General features: G+C 48.6%; 21 protein-coding genes. 6 read left to right on the top strand and 15 right to left on the bottom strand.

All coding sequences use genetic code 11. The features are described from left to right. The first annotated feature begins 65 nt into the window (after positions 1-65). Genes ACYQ27_RS07965 through ACYQ27_RS07955 form a run of 3 tightly spaced genes read left to right on the top strand, consistent with a single transcriptional unit; the run spans position 66 to position 1308 of the window. Positions 66-518, top strand: coding sequence for a hypothetical protein (locus tag ACYQ27_RS07965; protein ID WP_460041420.1), 453 nt, complete (start codon positions 66-68; stop codon positions 516-518). Positions 519-550: 32 nt separating this feature from the next. Then, a complete protein-coding gene (locus tag ACYQ27_RS07960; RefSeq protein ID WP_460041419.1) occupies positions 551-853 on the top strand; it encodes a hypothetical protein in 303 nt (100 codons plus the stop codon). Continuing rightward, a complete protein-coding gene (locus tag ACYQ27_RS07955) occupies positions 808-1308 on the top strand; it encodes a putative toxin-antitoxin system toxin component, PIN family (RefSeq protein ID WP_456453763.1) in 501 nt (166 codons plus the stop codon). Before ACYQ27_RS07960 ends, ACYQ27_RS07955 begins: the two co-directional genes overlap by 46 nt. A 15-nt stretch (positions 1309-1323) precedes the next feature. Here the strand turns inward: ACYQ27_RS07955 and ACYQ27_RS07950 are convergent, their stop codons facing one another. The 13 genes from ACYQ27_RS07950 to hxlAB form a co-directional block, all read right to left on the bottom strand. Continuing rightward, the gene (locus ACYQ27_RS07950; RefSeq protein ID WP_456453762.1) at positions 1324-2364 is read right to left on the bottom strand and encodes an integrase; all 1041 of its coding nucleotides are present in this window, start codon (positions 2362-2364) and stop codon (positions 1324-1326) included. A 43-nt stretch (positions 2365-2407) separates the two neighbouring features. Then, the gene (locus ACYQ27_RS07945) at positions 2408-3109 is read right to left on the bottom strand and encodes a phosphoglycolate phosphatase (RefSeq protein WP_456453761.1); all 702 of its coding nucleotides are present in this window, start codon (positions 3107-3109) and stop codon (positions 2408-2410) included. Between the two features lie 9 nt (positions 3110-3118). Continuing rightward, on the bottom strand, positions 3119-4393 hold the full coding sequence (gene truD, locus ACYQ27_RS07940; protein WP_456453766.1) for a tRNA pseudouridine(13) synthase TruD: 1275 nt from the start codon (positions 4391-4393) through the stop codon (positions 3119-3121). A gap of 9 nt (positions 4394-4402) precedes the next feature. Further along, positions 4403-4759: a peptidyl-tRNA hydrolase Pth2 gene (pth2, locus tag ACYQ27_RS07935; RefSeq protein WP_456395076.1), complete on the bottom strand. Its 357-nt coding sequence runs from the start codon at positions 4757-4759 to the stop codon at positions 4403-4405. 57 nt (positions 4760-4816) lie between these two features. Continuing rightward, positions 4817-6841 carry a COG1361 family protein gene (locus ACYQ27_RS07930; RefSeq protein WP_456453765.1) on the bottom strand — a complete coding sequence of 675 codons (2025 nt, stop codon included), beginning with the start codon at positions 6839-6841 and terminating at the stop codon, positions 4817-4819. A gap of 112 nt (positions 6842-6953) precedes the next feature. Continuing rightward, positions 6954-8270 (bottom strand): aspartate--tRNA(Asn) ligase, encoded by a 1317-nt coding sequence (gene aspS, locus ACYQ27_RS07925; protein WP_456453760.1) that lies wholly within the window; start codon positions 8268-8270, stop codon positions 6954-6956. Positions 8271-8294: 24 nt separating this feature from the next. Next, complete coding sequence (locus tag ACYQ27_RS07920; protein WP_456395078.1) at positions 8295-8807, bottom strand: KH domain-containing protein; 513 nt, start codon at positions 8805-8807, stop codon at positions 8295-8297. A gap of 113 nt (positions 8808-8920) precedes the next feature. After that, positions 8921-9535 carry an HD domain-containing protein gene (locus ACYQ27_RS07915; protein ID WP_460041418.1) on the bottom strand — a complete coding sequence of 205 codons (615 nt, stop codon included), beginning with the start codon at positions 9533-9535 and terminating at the stop codon, positions 8921-8923. Continuing rightward, positions 9532-10350 carry a DUF4392 domain-containing protein gene (locus tag ACYQ27_RS07910; RefSeq protein WP_460041417.1) on the bottom strand — a complete coding sequence of 273 codons (819 nt, stop codon included), beginning with the start codon at positions 10348-10350 and terminating at the stop codon, positions 9532-9534. The genes ACYQ27_RS07915 and ACYQ27_RS07910 overlap by 4 nt, the downstream gene beginning before the upstream one ends. After that, positions 10347-10541, bottom strand: coding sequence for a hypothetical protein (locus ACYQ27_RS07905; protein ID WP_460041416.1), 195 nt, complete (start codon positions 10539-10541; stop codon positions 10347-10349). Before ACYQ27_RS07905 ends, ACYQ27_RS07910 begins: the two co-directional genes overlap by 4 nt. Beyond that, positions 10538-11182 carry an HAD family hydrolase gene (locus ACYQ27_RS07900; protein WP_456395087.1) on the bottom strand — a complete coding sequence of 215 codons (645 nt, stop codon included), beginning with the start codon at positions 11180-11182 and terminating at the stop codon, positions 10538-10540. Before ACYQ27_RS07900 ends, ACYQ27_RS07905 begins: the two co-directional genes overlap by 4 nt. Continuing rightward, a complete protein-coding gene (locus ACYQ27_RS07895) occupies positions 11163-11939 on the bottom strand; it encodes a hypothetical protein (protein WP_456452584.1) in 777 nt (258 codons plus the stop codon). The genes ACYQ27_RS07900 and ACYQ27_RS07895 overlap by 20 nt, the downstream gene beginning before the upstream one ends. Before the next feature lie 11 nt (positions 11940-11950). Then, a complete protein-coding gene (gene hxlAB / locus ACYQ27_RS07890) occupies positions 11951-13171 on the bottom strand; it encodes a bifunctional 3-hexulose-6-phosphate synthase/6-phospho-3-hexuloisomerase (protein ID WP_456395131.1) in 1221 nt (406 codons plus the stop codon). Between the two features lie 140 nt (positions 13172-13311). Here hxlAB and ACYQ27_RS07885 point away from each other — a divergent pair, with 140 nt between their 5' ends. Genes ACYQ27_RS07885 through ACYQ27_RS07875 form a run of 3 tightly spaced genes read left to right on the top strand, consistent with a single transcriptional unit; the run spans position 13312 to position 14583 of the window. After that, a complete protein-coding gene (locus tag ACYQ27_RS07885; RefSeq protein WP_456452546.1) occupies positions 13312-14040 on the top strand; it encodes an arginase family protein in 729 nt (242 codons plus the stop codon). Position 14041: 1 nt separating this feature from the next. Then, the gene (locus tag ACYQ27_RS07880) at positions 14042-14365 is read left to right on the top strand and encodes an Sjogren's syndrome/scleroderma autoantigen 1 family protein (RefSeq protein ID WP_460041415.1); all 324 of its coding nucleotides are present in this window, start codon (positions 14042-14044) and stop codon (positions 14363-14365) included. Continuing rightward, positions 14362-14583 carry a helix-turn-helix domain-containing protein gene (locus ACYQ27_RS07875; protein WP_456395090.1) on the top strand — a complete coding sequence of 74 codons (222 nt, stop codon included), beginning with the start codon at positions 14362-14364 and terminating at the stop codon, positions 14581-14583. Before ACYQ27_RS07880 ends, ACYQ27_RS07875 begins: the two co-directional genes overlap by 4 nt. 13 nt (positions 14584-14596) lie before the next feature. Here ACYQ27_RS07875 and trmBL2 read toward each other — a convergent pair whose 3' ends face one another. Both trmBL2 and rgy read right to left on the bottom strand, forming a co-directional pair. Further along, positions 14597-15391 carry an HTH-type transcriptional regulator TrmBL2 gene (gene trmBL2, locus ACYQ27_RS07870; RefSeq protein ID WP_456452586.1) on the bottom strand — a complete coding sequence of 265 codons (795 nt, stop codon included), beginning with the start codon at positions 15389-15391 and terminating at the stop codon, positions 14597-14599. Positions 15392-15632: 241 nt separating this feature from the next. After that, complete coding sequence (gene rgy / locus ACYQ27_RS07865; RefSeq protein WP_460041414.1) at positions 15633-19286, bottom strand: reverse gyrase; 3654 nt, start codon at positions 19284-19286, stop codon at positions 15633-15635. Positions 19287-19291: the final 5 nt, after the last annotated feature.

Genomic DNA, 19291 nt, shown 5'->3' with positions numbered 1-19291 from the left:
TCATTACTTTTTTACTTGATTTTTAGATATAGTCCAGCTTATATCTAAAATCAGCGGTGGTTGAAATGGCAAGTAGAATTAAAAGAGAGCAAGAAAAACGAAAGAAATTAGCTCAAAGAGTAGCAAGATATTTTAAGCGAAAATACGGGATTGAAGAAGATCTGATTGATTATTTCGCTTTGGTTAATACTAATCTAACCTTTGAAGAGAATATTAAGAATATTAAGCGGATTTTGAATAAAGCTGAAAAGGTTAGGAAAGTAAGAGATGAGCTTATAAAGCAAATCATGGAGTTTAGGGATTATTGGCAGGAATACGGAGCTAAAAGTTATCAAATTGATAAATCCAAAAAGGCAAAAAAGGTTTTTGACTTGGAAAGATCACCGCTAAAGGCATTGGACAAATGGTTAAGGAATCCCAACAAATATGATATTAAAGGCATTGATACACCGGAAAAACCAAGAAAGGCTAAAAAGAAGGCTAAAAAAGAGGGAAAAAGAATAGAGAAATCCTTTTAAAGTTGAAAGCTGAGGTGGAATTGGTGAGTTGAATGGTTACTGGTGTTAAGAAGCTTCCAGCAGGTGTGAAGCTTCTTATTGATGACATTGCAAGGGTTGTTGGTATTTCTTCTAAAGAGCTCATCGAGTATTATGAATGGAAGGCCAACTTGGAGAAGCTCAAAAAGACCAGGACAAAGATGACGAGGGAGGAAGCCATTAAATTCCTGCAGTCTCAAAAGGGAAAAAGAAGCATCAGCGAGAAAAAGGCCATTGAGCTTTACTACGAAGCCAGAAAGGAGGTAAAGCGATGGGAGCAGATAGAAAAGAAACTAAAACAGTTAGGCTTAGAGTAGTCATAGATACTTCAGTCCTTTTTTCTGGTGCGATCTCGACCAGAGGCTACGCTTTTGAAGTCTTGGAACTTTTGGCCAAGCAGGAGATTGTCAATTATGTGTCATCCCTGACCCTGGACGAATATTACCATAAACTAACTTCAAAAAAAGCGCTCAAGTATGTTTCCATCAAAGAATCCATCGGATACCTGACGCTTGTAAAAAGCCTATCAAAAAGGGTAACTATAAGGCGCTCCTTCCAAAACTCGAAGGTGCTCCTTGAGAAGGTTCGAGACCCAGAGGACATTCCATTCCTCGACGTGGTCTACAACTCAAAAGCTGAGTTTCTGATAACCTACGATCGAAAACACCTGCTGAAAATTCGAGACAAGAACAAAAAATTCAAGTTGAATGGCCACGAGTTCTACATCCTCACCCCAGAAGAGTTCATCGGAGAATTTTATGGAGTTAGATAAAAAGAAAAAGAAGCGTTAGTTTAGAAAGTTGAACATGCCTTTCTTCATCAGCTTTCTATATTCGTCAACAGCTCCGATTAAGGCTTCTCTTATTGCTGTGTAGTTTTGCCATGAACCTTTTTCATCATTTCTGCTCTGTATGAAATTGATGTTTGTCTTATTCCCTTTAAGCCGGTATAATGCCTTGTTAAAGAACCAGTCTCTTATGTTTGATGCTCCGGCTTGTTTTTCTGCAGCTTTTTTGAGGAACCTCATGTTGCTTGCTCGTGCCGGCATGTTCTTAAAGAGATTCCGGTTCTCCACCAACTCCTCTGCGAGCCATCTTGGCATGATTGCGAAAAATGCTCTCTTCTTTCCTTCCCCGTATTTTGTGAGGTCAAAAGCAGCGATGTCTCCAAAGACTTCCATATCCTTCTCTGCAACTTTTCCTCTGCCAATGTCTCTTATTAGCTTAAGGATCTGTGAGGCTCTCCCTCCGGTGTAAATCAGTGCAAGGTAAAAGTAATATCTGTAGTCTTTGGTTTTCTCCAGGTCTTTCAGGATGGCCTTCACAACCTTCTCATCAGCCGGTTTTCCCTGCATTTTTGGAGAGGATTTAACTTTAACCTGACGGTTCATCGCCTCGATCTCCCGGGTGTCAATTTCTTTATACTTCAGGTTTAACAGGAACTTGAAGAATTTCTTCAACCCTTTCACCTGAGCATCGGGAATGTGCTCGATATTAAGGAAGTCTATGGCCTCATTGATTCTGTGGTTTCTGAAGAATCTGTTAAGGCCGTTCCAGTAGTCTTTGAATCTTCTTTCGCTTAATTTGCCTTCTTTAACTTCCTTTTCCATATAAACCCTGAATTCGTCTTTATATCTCTTCCACAGGCTGTTAAGGTAAGCCGTTTTTCTGTTTTCAAAGCCGTCTGAAAAAATGTCCCCTCCATGTGGCTCGATTTGGGTTTTAGTAACTTCTGCAGAATAAAAATTTTCCTGGCCGTGCCTTGCCAAGGCGGCGCTCATACCAGGCTGAGCTACCGGCCCACTCCCATGACGCCATAACTCCATCATCGGAGCGAGTTTATAAATCTTTCGGTGGCTTTTAAGAGGGAATTCAGAGATATCCGAACTTCTTCAGGATGTGCAGGATTCCTTCGGCCCCGCCTTCCCCATAGCTTTTCTGTGTAATATAGTCTGCCCGGCTCTTCAGGCTTTCAGGGGCCTGTGCAAGGGCAACTTTATACCCCACGACATCAAAGGCGGCTAAATCGTTTTCGCCGTCGCCGATGTGTGCGACTTCCTCCGGCTTTATTCCCAGTATCTCGCACGCCTTTTTGATGCCGTTGCCCTTGTTAACCCACGGCTGCTTTACATGAATCGCAAAGCCGGAATCAACGGCTTCGAGGTTAAGATTGAGCTCCTTTATGAGCCTCCTGACGGCCTCCACCGGAACCGTTCTCCGCAGAACGAGGCCCGCTTTTCTCTCTCCGTACTTCATGGTGTAGCTCATTTCAGCCTCGGGATAGCGCTTTTTCAGCTCGCTCCACAGGATTGTGCTCTCACCCATATCGCCGAGGTATATCCTGTTGTCTCCCTTGCAGTCAGCTACAACACCACCATCCTCCGCTATTATCGGCCCGCTCGTCCCTATAAGGACGCTCGCCCCCATCGCAAATCCCGCGGTGTTGCCGGTGACGAGCATCACCCTAAGACCCAGGCTCTCGGCCCTCCGGATTGCCCTTAAAGCCTCCTCGTGCAGCCTCCGGTCGGGATATGTTATCGTGCCGTCGATATCAACGGAAATGACCCTTATCATATTCCCACCTCAGTGGTCTTTCATGATCTCCCTCAAAAGGCTTGTGGCGTAGACCCCTTTGGGCAGAAAGAATTTAAATCCCACGCTGCCGTCCTTCAGCACACCGTACCTGAATTCTTTCGGTCTTATCAGGAGTTCCCTCCTCCCTCCCGGCTCCGCCATGAGCTTCAGGCTTTTCATACGGAACTGCTCGACAGAAATACCTTCCTCCTCCAGTATCTCGGCTTCAAGTCTGCCCATTTCTCCCCTCGCCCTTCTCATCATGTAGCCGAAAATCGGCCCCGTTACCATGGCCTCTCCCCGCCTGATCCTCTCGTTGACAAACCCAATGTTGCTCTCAGTAACCCTGTACGTCCTGTCCCTGAGGGGGATTCCGCTCTTCACCTGACAGATGATATCCCCTGGGAGAGCTTCGTTCAGCGGAAGGCCTTCCTCAATTCTCCTTGAGAGAACCCTGTTAAAAAGGTATGACTGATATGAGTGTATGAAAATTCTCATTATCGGGCCGGGCAGAACGGCAAATGCCTTTTTCCAGCTCCCCGTTTCTTTATATCTGTATAGCATGGCCCTTTCATACCTCAGAAACCTGGGAAACTCCTCCAAGGCTCTGTCAACATCCCCGCTTTCGAGGAAATTTTTCCTTGCCCCGTCCCCTTCCATGTCGCCGCTGTACTCCCCGAGGAACTTTACGGCCGCCTCATCAAATCTCCCCTGAAGAAGGAGCTTCCCGACCTCATGGTTGATTACCCTCCTCTCACCAAAGCGCTGATAGCCGAAATAGTTGGGAAAGCCGCCTTTTTCCTTAAGGTCCGAGAGAATATCCCTCACCCTCTCGAGCACCCGGCTCTTCTCAACATCCGGCTCTCTGACGATTATTCTAAACCTGTTCCCCAGGAGAGCACCGAGGCGCAGCCTTTTCCCATACCCCACAAACCTCAGCTCAATGTCCCGGATTTCGATGGAATCGAGTCTTTCCTTCAGTGCCTCCTTTTCCCGGCCGCATATACTTATGTACTGGAATGTTACGGCCTTTCTATCCTTTGTTCCGGCAAAGCCTATTTCCCTGTATGGAATCTCCGCTCTCTTTGCGATTTCCTTGATGGCTGCCATTGTATCCCAGTTTCTCTTTTTGAGACGGTAAATCAGGCAGCCCCCATTCTCAAAGATGCTCTTTGGAAGAACCTCCTTTACAACAAAATCCTCGGGCCTCTCTTTGATCCTTCCCCCAATGCCCGGCTTTCTGCTGAGATATTGAAACTGGCTGAAAAACCTGCGGTAGTCCATCTTAATCACTTAGACCAGCTTTAAATGCCCTGTAACCCTGTCCACGAGATCTTCAGGTGCCGGCCCAACTGCGAGGCATGTAACAGTCCCTGGGGGAATTTCCGTAAGCCCTGCATCCCTTATCAGTGCCGTTGGGATATCGAGCTTTTCTGCATCCGCTTTAAGCTGAAAGAGCTCCTCCTCATTTTCTGCTTTTACAACAACCTTCTTCTGGCCTTCATGGAACCATGCCTTAAACCATTCTGGCTTTTCCTTCTGTGCCTTCAGAGCTGCTGTAACTGCCCCATGAGCCACCTGAACAGCCAGTTTCCCGCGGCTGAGCTTCAAATCCTTCCTGATGACCATGACCTGTTTATACCTGAACATCCATCATCCCTGGAGGAAATAAAAGAAGAGGCTTATAAAGTTTAAGGGCAAAAGGCCTCAGATCAGCTCTTCCGCTTTTTCTTCAGTGCTCTCTTCCTCTCTGACTTCCTTTTTGGGGAGTCCTCCGGGTCTCGACTTCTTCTTTCTTCTGAGTTCCGCCATTGCCCTCTCATACCCTGCCCAGTATCTGTAGGCTGCTGCTCCGAGGACTATGGAGAGCAGGAGGAACAGGATTCCAAGAGGCTTCCAGTAGTTCGTGCTCTTCTTGGGAGGTATGTATGCATTTACAATTCCTGCGATTTCCTTTGCAAGGGATGTGGCATCCGTCATCTTTGAGAGTGTCTGGTTTATAAACTGAGGAAGCTCTTTAGTATCCGGATAAACTTTTACGACCTTCTCCTTCACCTCAATCTTTGGCGGGAGGCTGTTCACCGTTATCAGGTTTCCAAGGTTGAGCTCATGATGCCCTCCAAGGGGATCGAGGTATGTGAGCCTGGCCCTTACAAGGCCGAAGTCTTCTGTCGTGACTTTAAAGCTGGCCTCCACGGTTTTGTTCCCCCCAGCTTTGATCATCCCGAGGGGTATGGTGGCCGGCCCTTCGAGGTTGCCTGGCAGTTCAATTGAGAGTGTCGCATTTTTTACAAACTCAAAGGTCGGGTTCCCGGCGGATGCCCTGACCGAGAATCTGATTTTTATCTGCTTCCCGGGCCCGGTGCGGATGTAGTCGCTCCATGTTCCGTTGTAAGCAGCCGCGCTTACCGAGACCTCAGGAATGGCATACACCTTTATCCCGCTCAGCTCGTTTGATACAGCTGTCTTCTTTTTGCCGGTATCAATGCTCTTGGGGTCATAAAATGTAACCACCGCCCTGCCTATCTTGTATTCCCCAACCTTCGTGGGTTTCAGAACATAGATAAGGGCGGGCATGTCAGCAAAGGCCGGGAGGGTTTTCAGCTCCCAGGTTTTCACAGCACTTACAACCTCAAAGTTGTTGGGGATTGGAGCGGCCACATTCAGGTTATAGGCATCCCCTTTTCCGCTGTTCTGAACGGTTATCACGACAACAAGGTTGTTTCCGAGCATTACCACTTTCTGGCTGGTGTCAATCCCCACCTTTATATTGGCCGAACGGAGTATTGGAATCGCTGTGGAACCCTGGGGAGCGTAGACCTTTATTGTGGCCCTGTTGTATTGCACCTCAACTTTCTGAACCGCGAGCTCAATGGGGGCGTTTTTAACCTTCTTCGGCACATCCCCTGTCTCCAGGACAAGGGTATCGAGGGTTTCGTTCCCCTTAATAACGGCCACCTTTGCTATGTTTGGAATTGTTGATAGCAGTTTTATGCGGTATTCCGTGCCGTTGACGTCCACAGGCAGGCTCTCTCCGGTGTAAAGGAGGTCATTGTAAACAAGCTCAATAACGCTGGGTGTTGCTGGTGTGGTCGTTCCTCCTCCAGGTTTCTCTATCTGGAACTTTGTGGAGAAGACCTTCGGGACATAGAGGTCGAATTTGGCGCTGGAGCCGCTCTTTGAGTCTTTCAGGTAGATGAATATGTACGGGCTGTAATACATGTCCTCCGCGAGCTTGTATGCCACTCCCACGCCATCATCCTCATCAACGGTTACAGTCTTGGGGGTGCTTGTGTAGGGAAGGTATATGTTGAAGACAGCCCTCGTGGAGTAGGCTGCAGCTAACTTTATCTTTATCCTCGGAAATCCCGACGGCAGGGTCAGATAATCCCCAACCGAGAGGGTCTCGTCGGGTATGAGCTTTTCCAAGGGGGAGCTGACCCGAATAAGGGCGGTCTGTTCATTTTCCTTAAGCCATACAACGCTTATGTTCAGCAGGGGATTTGTGGCAGAGGGATAGAGGGCCCAGTCTCCGTTGGACAGGGGATATCCATCTTTTCCTTCCGGCCCTGAAACCTCGATATCGGCCGCCAGTACATTGCCGGGATTGATTCTGCCGAGGCTTGAGAATGTTATTTTATAATCCCCCAGAACTATCGAATCCCCCACATGCAGGGTTATCAGGTCAAGGCTTGCCTGGGAGGGAACGCTTGTGGATTTTACCAGTGGCATAGCAGACAAAATTAGCACACCTATCACAATTAGAGCAACGTGCCTTTTCATATTTCCAGCCTCCAAATATCGGTTTACCTAAATTGTAAAAGTGAAGGAAAGTATAAAGGCCTTACGGTGTGAGCCTCTTCCTGTCCCTTGGGAACAGAATGACCTCCCGGATGTTGCCCAGATTGAGCATCTGCTTGATGAGCCTCTCAGCCCCGAGACCGAATCCACCGTGCGGGGGCATGCCGTAGCGGAAGGCCTTCAGGTAGAACTCGAAGCTCTCTGGATTGAGACCCTTCTCCCTTATCTGCTCCACGAGGATGTCGTGCCTGTGCTCCCTCTGTCCCCCAGAGGTTATCTCGACTCCCCTGTATTCAAGGTCGAATGACCTGCTTATCTCGGGCTTTTCGTCGTATTTCATGATGTAGAAGGGCTTCGCTTCGCTGGGGTACTGGTAGAGGAAGTACAGGTCTTCATCGTAGTTTTCCTTAATGTATCCTCCGAGCATCTTCTCCCCTTCCGTATCTATGTCCTCCCCCCACGGGATTTCCTTGCCGAGATCAGCGAGAATTTCGAGGGCCTTTGTGTATGAAATCCTTCTGAATGGCAGCTTGGGCTCTTCAAGCTCAAAGCTCAGGATTTCAAGTTCCTTCCCATTGTTCTCCTTGATATATCCTATTGTATATGCGACGAGCTTTTCAAGCAGCCCCATGACCTCCTCCTCGTTTTCAATGAATGCCATCTCAGCATCGATGCTCCACGCCTCATTTAAATGGCGTGTCGTGTTGTGCTCTTCGGCGCGGAAGATTGGGGCTATCTCATAGACCCTGTCAAGCCCCGAGGCCATCATAATCTGCTTGTAGAGCTGGGGACTCTGGGCAAGAAAAGCATCTTTTTCGAAATATTTCATGGGAAAGAGCTCTGTCCCGCCTTCAGTTGCTGTGGCTATGATTTTGGGTGTGTGTATCTCTATGAAGCCCTCTCGGTGGAAGAACTCCCTCACAGCTCTGAAGACACTTGATCTTATTTTGAATATTGCCATGATCTCCGGCTTCCGCAGGTCGATGAAGCGGTTGTCCAGGCGCGTGTCAAGTTCCGCCTTCACCTTTCCCGCCGGATCGAGGGGTAGGGGGGTTCTTGCCCTGCTGAGCACCTCTATTCTCTCGGGAAGTATCTCAAAGCCGAGTTTTGCCTTTGGTGTAAAGCTCACTATTCCCTCAACGGCTATGACGTCCTCCGCCTTGAGCTTTGGTATAAGAGCAAACAGCTCGGGAGCGACTTTCTTTTTTGGAGCGGTTATCTGAACGATCCCTTCCCTGTCCTTTATCCAGAGGAACTTTATTCCGCCCAGATCCTTGATTTCATAAACCCATCCCGCAACTTTAACCCTCTTTCCGTCCAGTTCCTCATTAATCTGGCTTGAATAGTGTGTTCTATACATAATCCTGACCTCCCGATAAAAGAATCAGATGAAGGAGATTCTGATATCCCTGTTCACAATCTGCGCGAGGATGTTCTCAAGAACCTCCGCCTTCTCCGGAAGCTTGTTTCTGTCCCTGCCGAGCACGAGAACCTTGTAGTAGCTCTCCCCTCCGGGTTTGTAGACGATATTAACCCCGAAGACTCCGGCGGGATACAGCAGGTCTGTTGTTAGCTTTTTAACGTCGTCCGTGCCTTTTATTTCTCTGCCCTCAATAACCCTGATCCTCTTTCCCAGCTCCCTTATCAGTGTTTTGATGTTCTTCCCACCCTTTCCTATGGTCAGGGGAACATCACCCTCGCCCACAACAATGACAACAAGGTCTCCGGCCTCAACAGCCTTTTTAAACTCGATATCAGCATCTCCAAGGAGCCTGTAGAGCAAGCGGGAAATCTTAACATCAAGCTCTGAGATTACACCCTCCTGAAGCTTTTTCTCATCAGCGGGGCATAGAATATCGTCTGTTTTCAAGCACACCTCACAGATTGGCGCCTTCATGTGCTCACCTCCGGATTCTTTAAAGAATGAATGAAATAAGCTAACACTTTTTTGAGAGTGCCATTTAAAAAGATTATCATGAAAAATTCGAAAAGATGACGGGAAAAATAGGCCTAAAGCTCCCCCTCGATTTCCTTCCGTATTCTTGAAATAAATTCCTCGGTGTATCTGTGTCTTTCAAGTGCCATCTCTCTGGCTGTTTCGGTGTGCATGAGGTCCTTGAGCTTCAGTATTTTTTCCTCAAAGTGTCTCAGCGAGGTTTCAATATCCCTCCCGTGCTCTCCCGAGTACATAAAGACCCTTGCTATCCCTATGGCGCCGATGGCATCCAGCTTGTCAGCATCGCTCAGTATCTTTGCTTCAAGTGTTTTCGGCTCGGGAGGCCTTGAAAAGCGGTGGCTTTCGATAGCATGGGCCACTTCCTCCACCTTTTCATATCCTAGAGTCTCCAGAAACCTCTTCGCGATTTTTGCGCTCTCAACAGCGTGGTCTTCAATCTCCCCCCTGTCTTCGAGGGGTCGTGCAACATCATGAAGCAAAGCGGCCAGGGCCAAAACCTCCAAATCGGCTCCCTCTTTCTGCCCTATGTGCATGCAGAGGTTCAGAACCCTCCGGACATGGGAAAATCCGTGAGTGCCTTCCCTCTCAAAGAATACCTCTGCAAACTCCCGGGCTTTCCTTATCAGCTCAAGGCTCCTCTCATCCCTTATATAATCTCTTATCCTCATCCAACCACCCGGAGCTTTTCGTTGACAATTTCCTTTAAAAGCTGCACCATAGTTTCATGAACCTCGATGCCTATCCCATCGACGCTCATGTTAATTTTCTTTGAAACACCGTCTATGAGGCCCCTTTTAACCATAGCCCTGATGACCTCCCCCTCATCCCAGTCTTCGAGGAGATTTTCACCGCTTTCAATTGACGCCTGTGCTACCAGTCCGTAGGCACCCCAGTTGGAAACCGCCGAAAGTATGAGTTCCTCTGTGCTGACTGTTGAGGCAATCCTCTCTCCGAATGGAACATATTTTCTTATGAGGCCTTTTATTTTGCCCATGCCGATTTCGTTTCCCCCGTCCCCTATCCCCACAGTTGGGATTCCCAGCTCATCAGCCTCAATGAAAACCCAGTCCATAGGCTCCCTCCTGATTTCAAGGCCGCTCATTGAGTAGTATTTTCCATCCCGCGCCCTTCCGGGTGTTTCAACGCTGATTATAAGTGAGTAGCGGGAAGGATCAGGGGTGTTTATAAATCTGACATGGAACGGCTCAAGAGCCTTTTCAACTTCCGGATATGTCATGATTTCCGCCTTTCCCCCCAGCTTTTCGACGGCCATGTATACTGCTAAAGCGCCGGGCGGCCCGTCAGTCTCGGGCTGCTGCATTGGAGGTATTGGAAAGCCTGTCACTATAAGAACGTTTTCGTAATTATTCAACAGCATCTTTGCAGAATTATGTAAAAATTTAAAGTTCTCCTTCCGGTATTCAAGGTAGAGCTCCAGCACTCCCCTGCCGCCCATGTCTGTATTTATCAGGTGGGCGATCATTCTTCTCCCCCGTCAAGCTCATAAACGACTATCCTGACCCTCTTTCCCTTTATAGCTTCCTTAAGCTCCCACCACAGCCTCGTTGGAGTTTCCTTCCTGTGAATGAGCTCATCGCTTCTCTCATCAAGCTCGACCTTTTTCTCTTCATACTCCACAAAGACACCTTCCCGCCTGAAGATTTCCTTTTTCATTTTAACACCTCCAGCACCTTTCTCAGTTCGTGGAATGTCCTGATTTCGAAATCCGCAAATCCGTAGCCGTTTTCATTTTTTCTGTTTATCCATATTCCAGCCATTCCGATATTTTTTGCTCCGTATACATCCTGCTGAAGGGAATCACCTATCATCATGGCCTCTGAAGGCTCCACCCCCAGCCGCTCGACGGCGTAGAGAAAAATCTTCGGCTCGGGCTTTATCGCATTTACGTCGTCCCTCGTCACGATAACATCAAAGTACCTGTCCAGCTTTGCCACCCTGAGCTTGAGCCTCTGGTATGAAGGCCCGCTGGTGACTACCCCGAGTTTGTAGCCCTCCTCCCTCAGCCATTCGAGGTTCGGCAGAACATCAGGGTAGACGTGGATTTTGTGGGGATACTCCCTCAGAAGTTCCTCATATCTGAGGCCCACGCCAAAGAGACTGAAGAAGAAATTCCAGTCATGCCAGTCATATGTTTCTCTCCGTCCCATTATTTCGGCCATAAACCTGTTGCGGGCCTCTTCTTTATTTATTCCAAGTTTTTTTGAGAGTTCATTGTAGACCCATGGCAGAAAAAGCATTATGAGAGGCTCCTCTGTCAGGAGGGTTCCGTCGATATCAAACAGCACCGCCTTCATGATACCACCTCTTTGTCAGCAGGGCGAGAACCTCTATTTCGTCCTCCAGGTTCTCGGCGACCCTGACGCCCCAGATTACATCCTTTTCGCTGAGTATTTCCTGAAAACGGGCGAGTATTCTGTGGGCATTTTTCAGGGGGACGTTCTCTCCCACCATGATGCTTATCAGCCCTCTGTCCCATATGCCCCAGTGCCAGCTAAAATCCACATCGCGCAGCATCCTGAGGATTCCCACGTTGCCGCCCCGGATAATGTTGAATAAATCGGCATAATCAATATTCACGAGCATCTCGTTTTCGAGGTAATAATACAGCTTTGAAAACATCCTGCCAATCTGGAGGGCCGCATTATCGAAGGCGCTCCCAATTGCAGTATCTCCCCTCATGAATTCCCAGAGGGAGTCATAAAAAACCGTTTCAAAGTGTCTCGCCCATTGAGGTGTCTCCGATTCAACCAGTTCCCTCTCTGGGGTCAGGACGTATGCGAGTTTTATGGCGTCATCGGGAGAGCTTCTCAGTATCAGGTTGGATATCTCAAGGTTGATGGGCTTATCATCAAAAATCAGCCAGAGCATGGTATCTTCGGGAATGCCCGAGAAGAAGCTTTCTATTCTACCGATGTATTCATCCGCCTTCCGGGAGAACAGGTAGTATGCCGGGTTGATGCTCACACGAACCGCACCATCTACCTCTATGTTGTTGATTATCCTTGCTCCTCCATTTCCAATCCCGACGAAAATATGGGTAAAAGAAGCCAGCATAGAGACCCCTACTCAAGGGTAGCATGCTTCCTCTTCATATCCTTTTCGGTCTTCTGGAAGGTCGCCATAAGAAGGGCGATTATCCCGTCGAGGAATATCATCGTGGAATCCTCAAACAGCGTCCCCATGGGGGCTATCCACTTGTATTTGGTTAGCATCTGTCTTGCAATGTAGTCGGTTGGAATGTCGGTCTTCGCCCTTCCGGGAATCTCAACAACGACATTTGCGATTTTGCCAAGTGTGGAGTTTGCATATGAGGTTATGGCGACAACCTTCCCTCCCTCTTTTTTTGCAATCTCCGCGGCGTCCACTATGGTTCTCGTTTCGCCGCTTCCGCTGATGGCTATAAGCAGGTCTCCCGGCTCAAAGGCAGGTGTTATTGTCTCGCCAACAACATACACATTAAAATCGAGGTGCATCAGGCGCATGGCAAAGGCCTTCCCGACGAGACCACTCCTGCCCGCGCCGTAGATGAATATCTTGTTGGCCCCTATCATGGCGTCGACCATGGCCCTGACCTGCTCTATCTTCAGGGTTTCGGCTACATGGCCGATGTGCTCGACTATATCCCCCATGGCCTTCCTTATTGTGAGCATGTACTCCCCCCAGAAGAGGTCTATTATCCTCCTCGTGGTTTCCTCGGGGTTTTTGGCCTTCGTTATTGCCCCTCCTACGATGATGATGGTGGCACCGAGCTCTATTACCTTGGGGATTGTTTCGAGGTTCAGTCCCCCTGCGACGGCCACGGGAACCTTAACCGACTTCACAACCTTCTCAAGGTCTTCCAGCGGCGTCTTTCCCTGAACCTGCTCATCGATGCCTGTATGAACAAGAATGTAATGAACCCCCATTTTTTCCAGTTCCTTTGCCCGTTTGACTTTGTCCCTGACCCCTATCAGGTCAACCATTACCCTGATGCCGTATTTTCTTGCAACATCCACAGCATCTTTTATCGTTTTATCATCTGCAACGCCGAGAATAGAAACAACATCCGCACCATGCCGGGCGGCCATCTCAACCTCAAGTGCCCCTGTGTCCATGGTTTTTAAATCGGCCACGATTTTTCTGTCAGGAAAGCGTCTCTTCAAAAGCTCCACAGCCCTCATGCCCTCTTTTTTAATCAGGGGAGTTCCGACCTCAAGCCAGTGTGCCCCTCCCCGGGCGGCCTTTTCCGCTATAGAAATTGCCTGCTCAACATCTGTTAAATCCAAGGCAACCTGCAGGATCATCTTGCTACCTCCAGTGATTTTCACTTCAACATTAACATCCCCACTTTTAAACTTTGACCATGAACATTTTACAAATTCTTGTAAATGGTGACCCTGCTAAGATTTAAAAGCTCCCGTGCAGAATCTGAGTGTGATGAAAAATGGTTACATTTATCCCCTTTGGTGAGAAGCCCAACAGGGAGGGTGTTCTGTACGTCCTCAATTACCTTAAACGGAATAAACTTCTTGAGGATTACATGATTGTTGAGTCAAGCAACATAGAGCTTCTGACCGACAGGGTTCCAAGGGACAGGGTTTATATTATTGGAGATCATCTGGCCAGCTACGGAATAGTCAAAAGCCTCAGGCCCCCTGCCCTGCTGAGCATAGATGCCCACACAGACCTGATGCATGACTACCTCGATCACGGTTCATGGCTCGCATATACCCTTGAGGAGAGGATAATAAACCGGGCGGCTGTTGTGGGGCCTGTTCTTATGATACCTACAACTGAAAGAACCGAGCTGTGGACCCGGAGGGTTAAAATATTTCCCGCTCTCCTGAGGAGCAGGAAGATCGGACGCCGGTGGAAGGCCTACAGGAATCTCCAGACGGGTGCTGTGGATGAGGTTGTCGCCGAGGCAAGGGAATACCTCGGGGAGGAGATATATCTCACGGTGGACATGGATGTCCTGAGGCCGGAGTACAGGATTGCACGCTTTCAGCATGGGGAATTAACACTGGAACAGCTGATTGAGATTCTGGAGGAGATCAAGGGGAAATTTAGAATAACAGCCTTTGATATAGCCGAGGTTTCGGACAGGATACGCCGTTCAAGGCTCGGCAAGAAGGCCCTTGTTGAGGTCTTCCAGCTGTTGGGAGGTGGATAGCATGGTGCTCACACAGGAGGAAATCAGGCAAATCATCACGCCTCTTCTTCTCTCGGGGGCTAAAATGCTTGACCGACACTGTCCCAAATGCGGCTCCCCTCTCTTTGAGCTGAACGGCAGGGTGTTCTGTCCCATCTGTGAATACCGGGGAAGAGAGAGGAAGGCGGAAATGGCAGAAGTGAAAGATGTTGAAGAGATACTGAATGAAAAACTGAAGGAGCTTGCCAGGGCCCTCCCGGAAGACATCGATGAGCTTGAAAAATATTTAAATGTCATGGAGAAGATAATAAATCTGCTGGAAAAATACAAAAAGCTGGGGGGATGATGATGAAGCATCTGAGAATTTTGGATGTGTTAAAATCCGGAGAGAAGACCCTTGAGGACATTTCCCGTGAGACGGGCATCCCTGTCATGGAAACGAGGAGGTTTCTCCTGAGGTTATCCGAGCAGGGGAAAATTGAGAGCTTTGAGAAGGATGACGTGATATACTGGAGACTCAGGAAAAAAGACGAAAAAGAGGAGGAGTTCAAATACAGGTATTAAGTATATACGAACTTCATGCCTTCTCTGCTTTTTCCCAGTACTCGTTGAATTTGCCCTCAAAGAGCGCCTTGACGCGGAAGTCCTTGATCCATATCTGGGTCTCGTAGTTGAAGTATCTCGCAGCCATGTCCTCCAGGGCGAAGAACACTTCATCATCGCAGATGAGCATCGGGAGTTCGAGCTTTTCAGCGACCTTGAGTTCAAGTTTGCCGTTCTTGTAGTAGTCCAGGAGCTTTGAGCTCTGCATTCTTGGCAGAAGCTGCTTTGTGACTATAATCTTGGCTTTTGCTCCCCTGTCAATGGCTTTTATAATGTCGTTTTCGAGGTTGACGGCTATATAACCATCGTCTGCCAGGAGTATCTCGCTCTTGACATCCTCAAACATTTCCTTGGTCTTGAGCGTGGCGTTTCTGATTCCCCTGACAACCCAGACCCTCTCAACACCGTACTTTGGTATCTCTGTCTCTATCAGCGGTGTCATGAGCTCAAGCAGCTCCTCCTTGGCCTTCCTCTTTGCTTCAAGCTCCTCCTTGATGCGCTCCTGCCACTCCTCGATGAATTTATCGAGGATGTTCTCTGGGTGCACCGGCCTGTATTTGTTGACCTTGCCGGGCTGGCTGATGGCAAAGCCCTTCTTCTCCAGGCTTCTCAGGACATCGTAGGTCCTCGGAGCCGGGACTTCAGAAACGCTGGCAAGTTCGGCGGGTGTTAAAACACCAAAGCCCACGAGGGCGACGTATGCTCTGGCCTCGTATAAGTTCAGTTCAAAGTGCTCTTGTAAAAGTTCTACCATCCTATCTTTGACCATTTTTACCACCATCAAATCTTTCACTAATAGTTTTGGATGATGGGGTATATAAGGTTTTTTCTTATGAGCAAAGTTTTTTTGCTTATTAATTTTTCATAGCACGATATGACTTTAAACGATATTATGGACATTGTATGGATATACAAAAGGATTACTCCTGTTCTAATTTTAAGTTTTTTGATTGCAGCAGAGATGGATAGAACGTGATAAAATACGAAGCTGAAAAATAGGATGGTTATATTTAGCCAGTATTCATGAAGGATTTCAGTTCATTGTACAGTTCAACGAGAACCTTTTGGTATTCAATCTTATTCTCCTCCACAAGATCCATGAGCCGCTCCAGTTCTCTCGTTTTCTCTTCGCTGACCAGGTCTTTGTATTTGCTTATCAGGTAGTGATACACCTTTATGCCCTGATCAGTGGGGACAAGCTTTTTCCTGCCCCTCGTTTCTATAACGTAGTACCTGCTCAAAAGCGTCCTTACTATCTTGGCATACGTTGAGGGTCTGCCGATGTTCTTCTCCTTCATCAGGGCTATTATGTCTCCCTGAGTATAGAGAGGAACCTTTGGAGCGCGCCATTTTTTAAATTCCTTTACCTTTAGTCTCTGGCCTTTTTCAAGCTTTGGAATTGGCCACATGGGGAGCTTTCTTATCCTTGCCCATCCGTCGTAGAGCACCTCTACGTAACCTTCAACCTCGGCTTTAGCCGCACCTGCATCTATTATGGCTTTCTCATGTAGAATTTTAGCCGCTTTCATCTGGCTTGCCATGAATCTCCTGAACACCATGTCGTACAGCCTGAAATGGTTTCTGGTCAGCCCTCTGGCCAGTATTATGATACCATCCCTTATGAGTTGCATAAGCCGTCCTGTGTCTATGGGTCTTGTGGGCCTTATTGCCTCATGTGCTCCTTTATCTCCCCATTTTCTCGGGGCGAAATACTCCTCGCCGAGTTCCTGCGTTATATATTCCTTCGCAACTTCAATACCCGTGCTGCTTACGTGTATCGAGTCCGTCCTGTGATAGGTTAGCAAGCCCATCTCAAAAAGGTCCTGAGCAAGCTGCATTGTCTGCGGTGCCGAGAGGCCGAGATAGCGGGATGCATCCTGGAGCATTGTGTCCGTTGTGTATGGCGGCAGCGGATTTATCTCCCTCTCCTCTATCTTGACATCCTCCACCGTTATTTCATCAACTTCCTCCTTAACCCCCTCCAGCATCACCGTCATGTCATTTTCGAGTGTCAGCAGCATGAAGTCGGTTTCGCTTTCGGTGAACTCCTTGTATCTCCTGATGATCCATCCTAAAACGGGCGTTTGAACCCTGCCCGCAGACAGGTTTCTGTTCTCAAAGACCTGCTGGAGCTTCTGGCTGAGCTCAAATCCTATCCACCTGTCCTCTATCCTCCTGACGAGCTGGGCATTGACTTTGGCATCATCTACATCCCTCGCATCCTCCAGCGCCCTGAGGATGGCAGGTCGGGTAACCTCGTGGAACTCTATGCGCTTGATGTTTGGGGTGTAGGGGCTCAGCACGTTTCTGATGTCCCAGGCTATCTTCTCCCCCTCTGTATCCGGGTCAGTTGCAATCAGAATCTCGTCGACTTCCTGGGCAATTTCACGCATGGCTTTAACGTTCTCAAGGGCGTCCCTGACGTTTCTTGAGCCACATCTTGGGCACACCCCCTTCTCCTCCCAGTCGACGAACTGATGGCCGCAGTCCCTGCACCTCTTGATGGTGTCATACACCGGGATGAAGGAAATGCCTCCCTTCTCCTCCCTGACCAGCACCCCGTGATATCCCTCATTCGTGACGAGATCAAACATATGCCCTCCGCTTGCAAGAATCGTCAGCATTCTGTCGCCTATACTCACCTCATAGGCCACTAAATCTCCTATCCTCCTCTTGCTCGGCTGGCCGAAGAAGTTTGCTATTGTTCTCGCCTTATTGGGGGATTCCACTATCATGAGGGCGGATTTGACCAGATCCTTTGTCTTCTGGCTTATCTTACCCTCCATGACGAGCTTTATTTTCAGCCTGTCCTCATCTATCTCGCGGAGGAGTTTCTCCAGATCAAGCTCCTCAAAGGGCACCATTTTGAACTCGGTAAAGCGCCAGCGCATCTGCCTCATGAGCCCGTTGAATACCTTTTCGTTGTCTATGATCAGAACGCTCAGGCCTCTGGTAATCCCGCCGGCAAAAAGCCTGCTCGTCCTCCCGGTGGCCTGTATATACGTTCTCACATCGGGAATTTCAATGAACCATTTCCCGTTTTCCTCCCTGAGGCTCACAAAGGGGTCTTCCGCTATTCTCCTCAGGACGTTTTCATCCCTGAGCGCATTTCTCAGAAACTCAACTGTCTGCCGGAATACATCGAGAACGTGATTGTGGAAGCCTTCGAGAGGCAGCCCCTCGGCCAGAGCCTCTTCAATCTTCAGCAGCTCAAACTGCGGGATGTTTCTTATAAGCCTTTTGAGCCGGGCATAGAGCTTTTCCGCCTCTTTCCTCCGCTCTCCTTCAAGAAATTCCATAACCTCGCTCATCAGCCCGAGAACACGGTAAATTGTGGGCTTTTCAAGGTCTATTGAAAATCTGAATTTGGGAACCCCCGTGAAGATGGCGTAGCGTATTATGTGGGGCAGGTCAAGACCGCGCACGATGCTTCCGTAATATGTGGCGACTCCAACGAGGTAATCCACCTCACCGTTTTCAAACTTCTCCAGACCTTTTTTGCTCTTTGAGGAAATAAGCTCTACCCTGAGGCCCTTTTCCCTGAGATACTGGGTGAGCTCCTCTGCATATGCAATGCCCTGATCAATCGGAACGAAGACCAGCCCCCCTCTTCCCAGCCTCCCAAGCAGCTCCTCAACATGCTCCTTGGGGTCTTTCTCAGGGAACAGATAGCTGTCAGCAACATTTCTGAGGGCAGACCTCCCGCTGCCGACCTCGAAGCCGAGAAGCTCGCGGTAGAGCTTTATTCTGTCCCCCCGGGCGCTCCCCGTGGCCGATGCTATGATCAGGACGCCTATGCTGTTCTTCTCCTTGAATTCTTCGATTTCCCTCGAAATTTTCCCAATCTGTCCGTTCAGCTCTTTAAGCTTTTCTTCCCGGTCGTCGGCACGGCTGTTGAGGTATCTCGACATCTGTTTTTTGAGCCGTATGATTTCCCAGGCCTTCTGGATCATCTCCTCGTTGAAGCCGAGGAGAAGAAGGGAGCGGTCGATGTTCTTTGAGGCCTTCAGAAAGGCGTCGACATCATCGACAAAGATAAAATCAAAATGCCTGCCTTTAAAGATTTCATCAAACTTTCTAGCCAGATACTGGGCGCTTGTTATCAGGATATCATAATCCCCGTTTTTGATTTTTTCAAGCATCTCCTCTTTTTCCTTTTTCCTCAGGCCACCGTGATAGTATGCGAGGTTTATCTGAATGCCGGCCCTCTCCGCAAGCTGGCCAACCTTTTTGATTGTCTGGAGCACGAGGGGGGTTGTTGGAACCACCATATAGCTTTTCTTTCCCTGCATGGCATAGTAAATGGCCATGAAAGCTCCGAAAGTGCTCTTCCCCATTCCTGTCGGGGCTATGATGGAGAAGCTCTTCCCCTTTACGAGTCTCTTGACCCATGTTTTCTGGGCGCTCCAGAAGGTAAAGCCCGTGGCCTTCTCAAACAGCTCCTCAATTTCTCTGAGCTTGATTTCAATCCTGTAAATCTCTTCCCACCCTTTTAAAGCCCCTTTAAGCCTGAGGGCGTCCCTCACGGCGGTTATGAGGTCAATATATTCCGGAGCCCGGATTTCATTCTCAAGGCACATCTCGCATGGATTCTTCCTGTACAGCCTCTCATCGCAGATTCTACCGTAACAGTTCGGGCACATCTCTCTGTAGATAGCCTTCATTTTAC

The organism is Thermococcus atlanticus (genome assembly GCF_054657855.1).
This window is presented reverse-complemented; position numbering and strand designations above follow the sequence as displayed.

Bases quoted from the DNA above. Each gene is read 5' to 3' on its own strand.
- ACYQ27_RS07930 (WP_456453765.1), bottom strand. From the start codon at position 6,841: ATGCCACTGGTAAAATCCACAAGCGTTCCCTCCCAGGCAAGCCTTGAC.
- ACYQ27_RS07960 (WP_460041419.1), top strand. From the start codon at position 551: ATGGTTACTGGTGTTAAGAAGCTTCCAGCAGGTGTGAAGCTTCTTATT.
- ACYQ27_RS07915 (WP_460041418.1), bottom strand. From the start codon at position 9,535: ATGAGGATAAGAGATTATATAAGGGATGAGAGGAGCCTTGAGCTGATA.
- ACYQ27_RS07965 (WP_460041420.1), top strand. From the start codon at position 66: ATGGCAAGTAGAATTAAAAGAGAGCAAGAAAAACGAAAGAAATTAGCT.
- ACYQ27_RS07905 (WP_460041416.1), bottom strand. From the start codon at position 10,541: ATGAAAAAGGAAATCTTCAGGCGGGAAGGTGTCTTTGTGGAGTATGAA.
- ACYQ27_RS07950 (WP_456453762.1), bottom strand. From the start codon at position 2,364: ATGATGGAGTTATGGCGTCATGGGAGTGGGCCGGTAGCTCAGCCTGGT.
- ACYQ27_RS07880 (WP_460041415.1), top strand. From the start codon at position 14,042: ATGGTGCTCACACAGGAGGAAATCAGGCAAATCATCACGCCTCTTCTT.
- ACYQ27_RS07875 (WP_456395090.1), top strand. From the start codon at position 14,362: ATGATGATGAAGCATCTGAGAATTTTGGATGTGTTAAAATCCGGAGAG.
- ACYQ27_RS07910 (WP_460041417.1), bottom strand. From the start codon at position 10,350: ATGATCGCCCACCTGATAAATACAGACATGGGCGGCAGGGGAGTGCTG.
- rgy (WP_460041414.1), bottom strand. From the start codon at position 19,286: ATGAAGGCTATCTACAGAGAGATGTGCCCGAACTGTTACGGTAGAATC.
- truD (WP_456453766.1), bottom strand. From the start codon at position 4,393: ATGGACTACCGCAGGTTTTTCAGCCAGTTTCAATATCTCAGCAGAAAG.
- hxlAB (WP_456395131.1), bottom strand. From the start codon at position 13,171: ATGATCCTGCAGGTTGCCTTGGATTTAACAGATGTTGAGCAGGCAATT.
- ACYQ27_RS07955 (WP_456453763.1), top strand. From the start codon at position 808: ATGGGAGCAGATAGAAAAGAAACTAAAACAGTTAGGCTTAGAGTAGTC.
- ACYQ27_RS07920 (WP_456395078.1), bottom strand. From the start codon at position 8,807: ATGAAGGCGCCAATCTGTGAGGTGTGCTTGAAAACAGACGATATTCTA.
- aspS (WP_456453760.1), bottom strand. From the start codon at position 8,270: ATGTATAGAACACACTATTCAAGCCAGATTAATGAGGAACTGGACGGA.
- ACYQ27_RS07885 (WP_456452546.1), top strand. From the start codon at position 13,312: ATGGTTACATTTATCCCCTTTGGTGAGAAGCCCAACAGGGAGGGTGTT.
- ACYQ27_RS07945 (WP_456453761.1), bottom strand. From the start codon at position 3,109: ATGATAAGGGTCATTTCCGTTGATATCGACGGCACGATAACATATCCC.
- trmBL2 (WP_456452586.1), bottom strand. From the start codon at position 15,391: ATGGTCAAAGATAGGATGGTAGAACTTTTACAAGAGCACTTTGAACTG.
- pth2 (WP_456395076.1), bottom strand. From the start codon at position 4,759: ATGTTCAGGTATAAACAGGTCATGGTCATCAGGAAGGATTTGAAGCTC.
- ACYQ27_RS07900 (WP_456395087.1), bottom strand. From the start codon at position 11,182: ATGAAGGCGGTGCTGTTTGATATCGACGGAACCCTCCTGACAGAGGAG.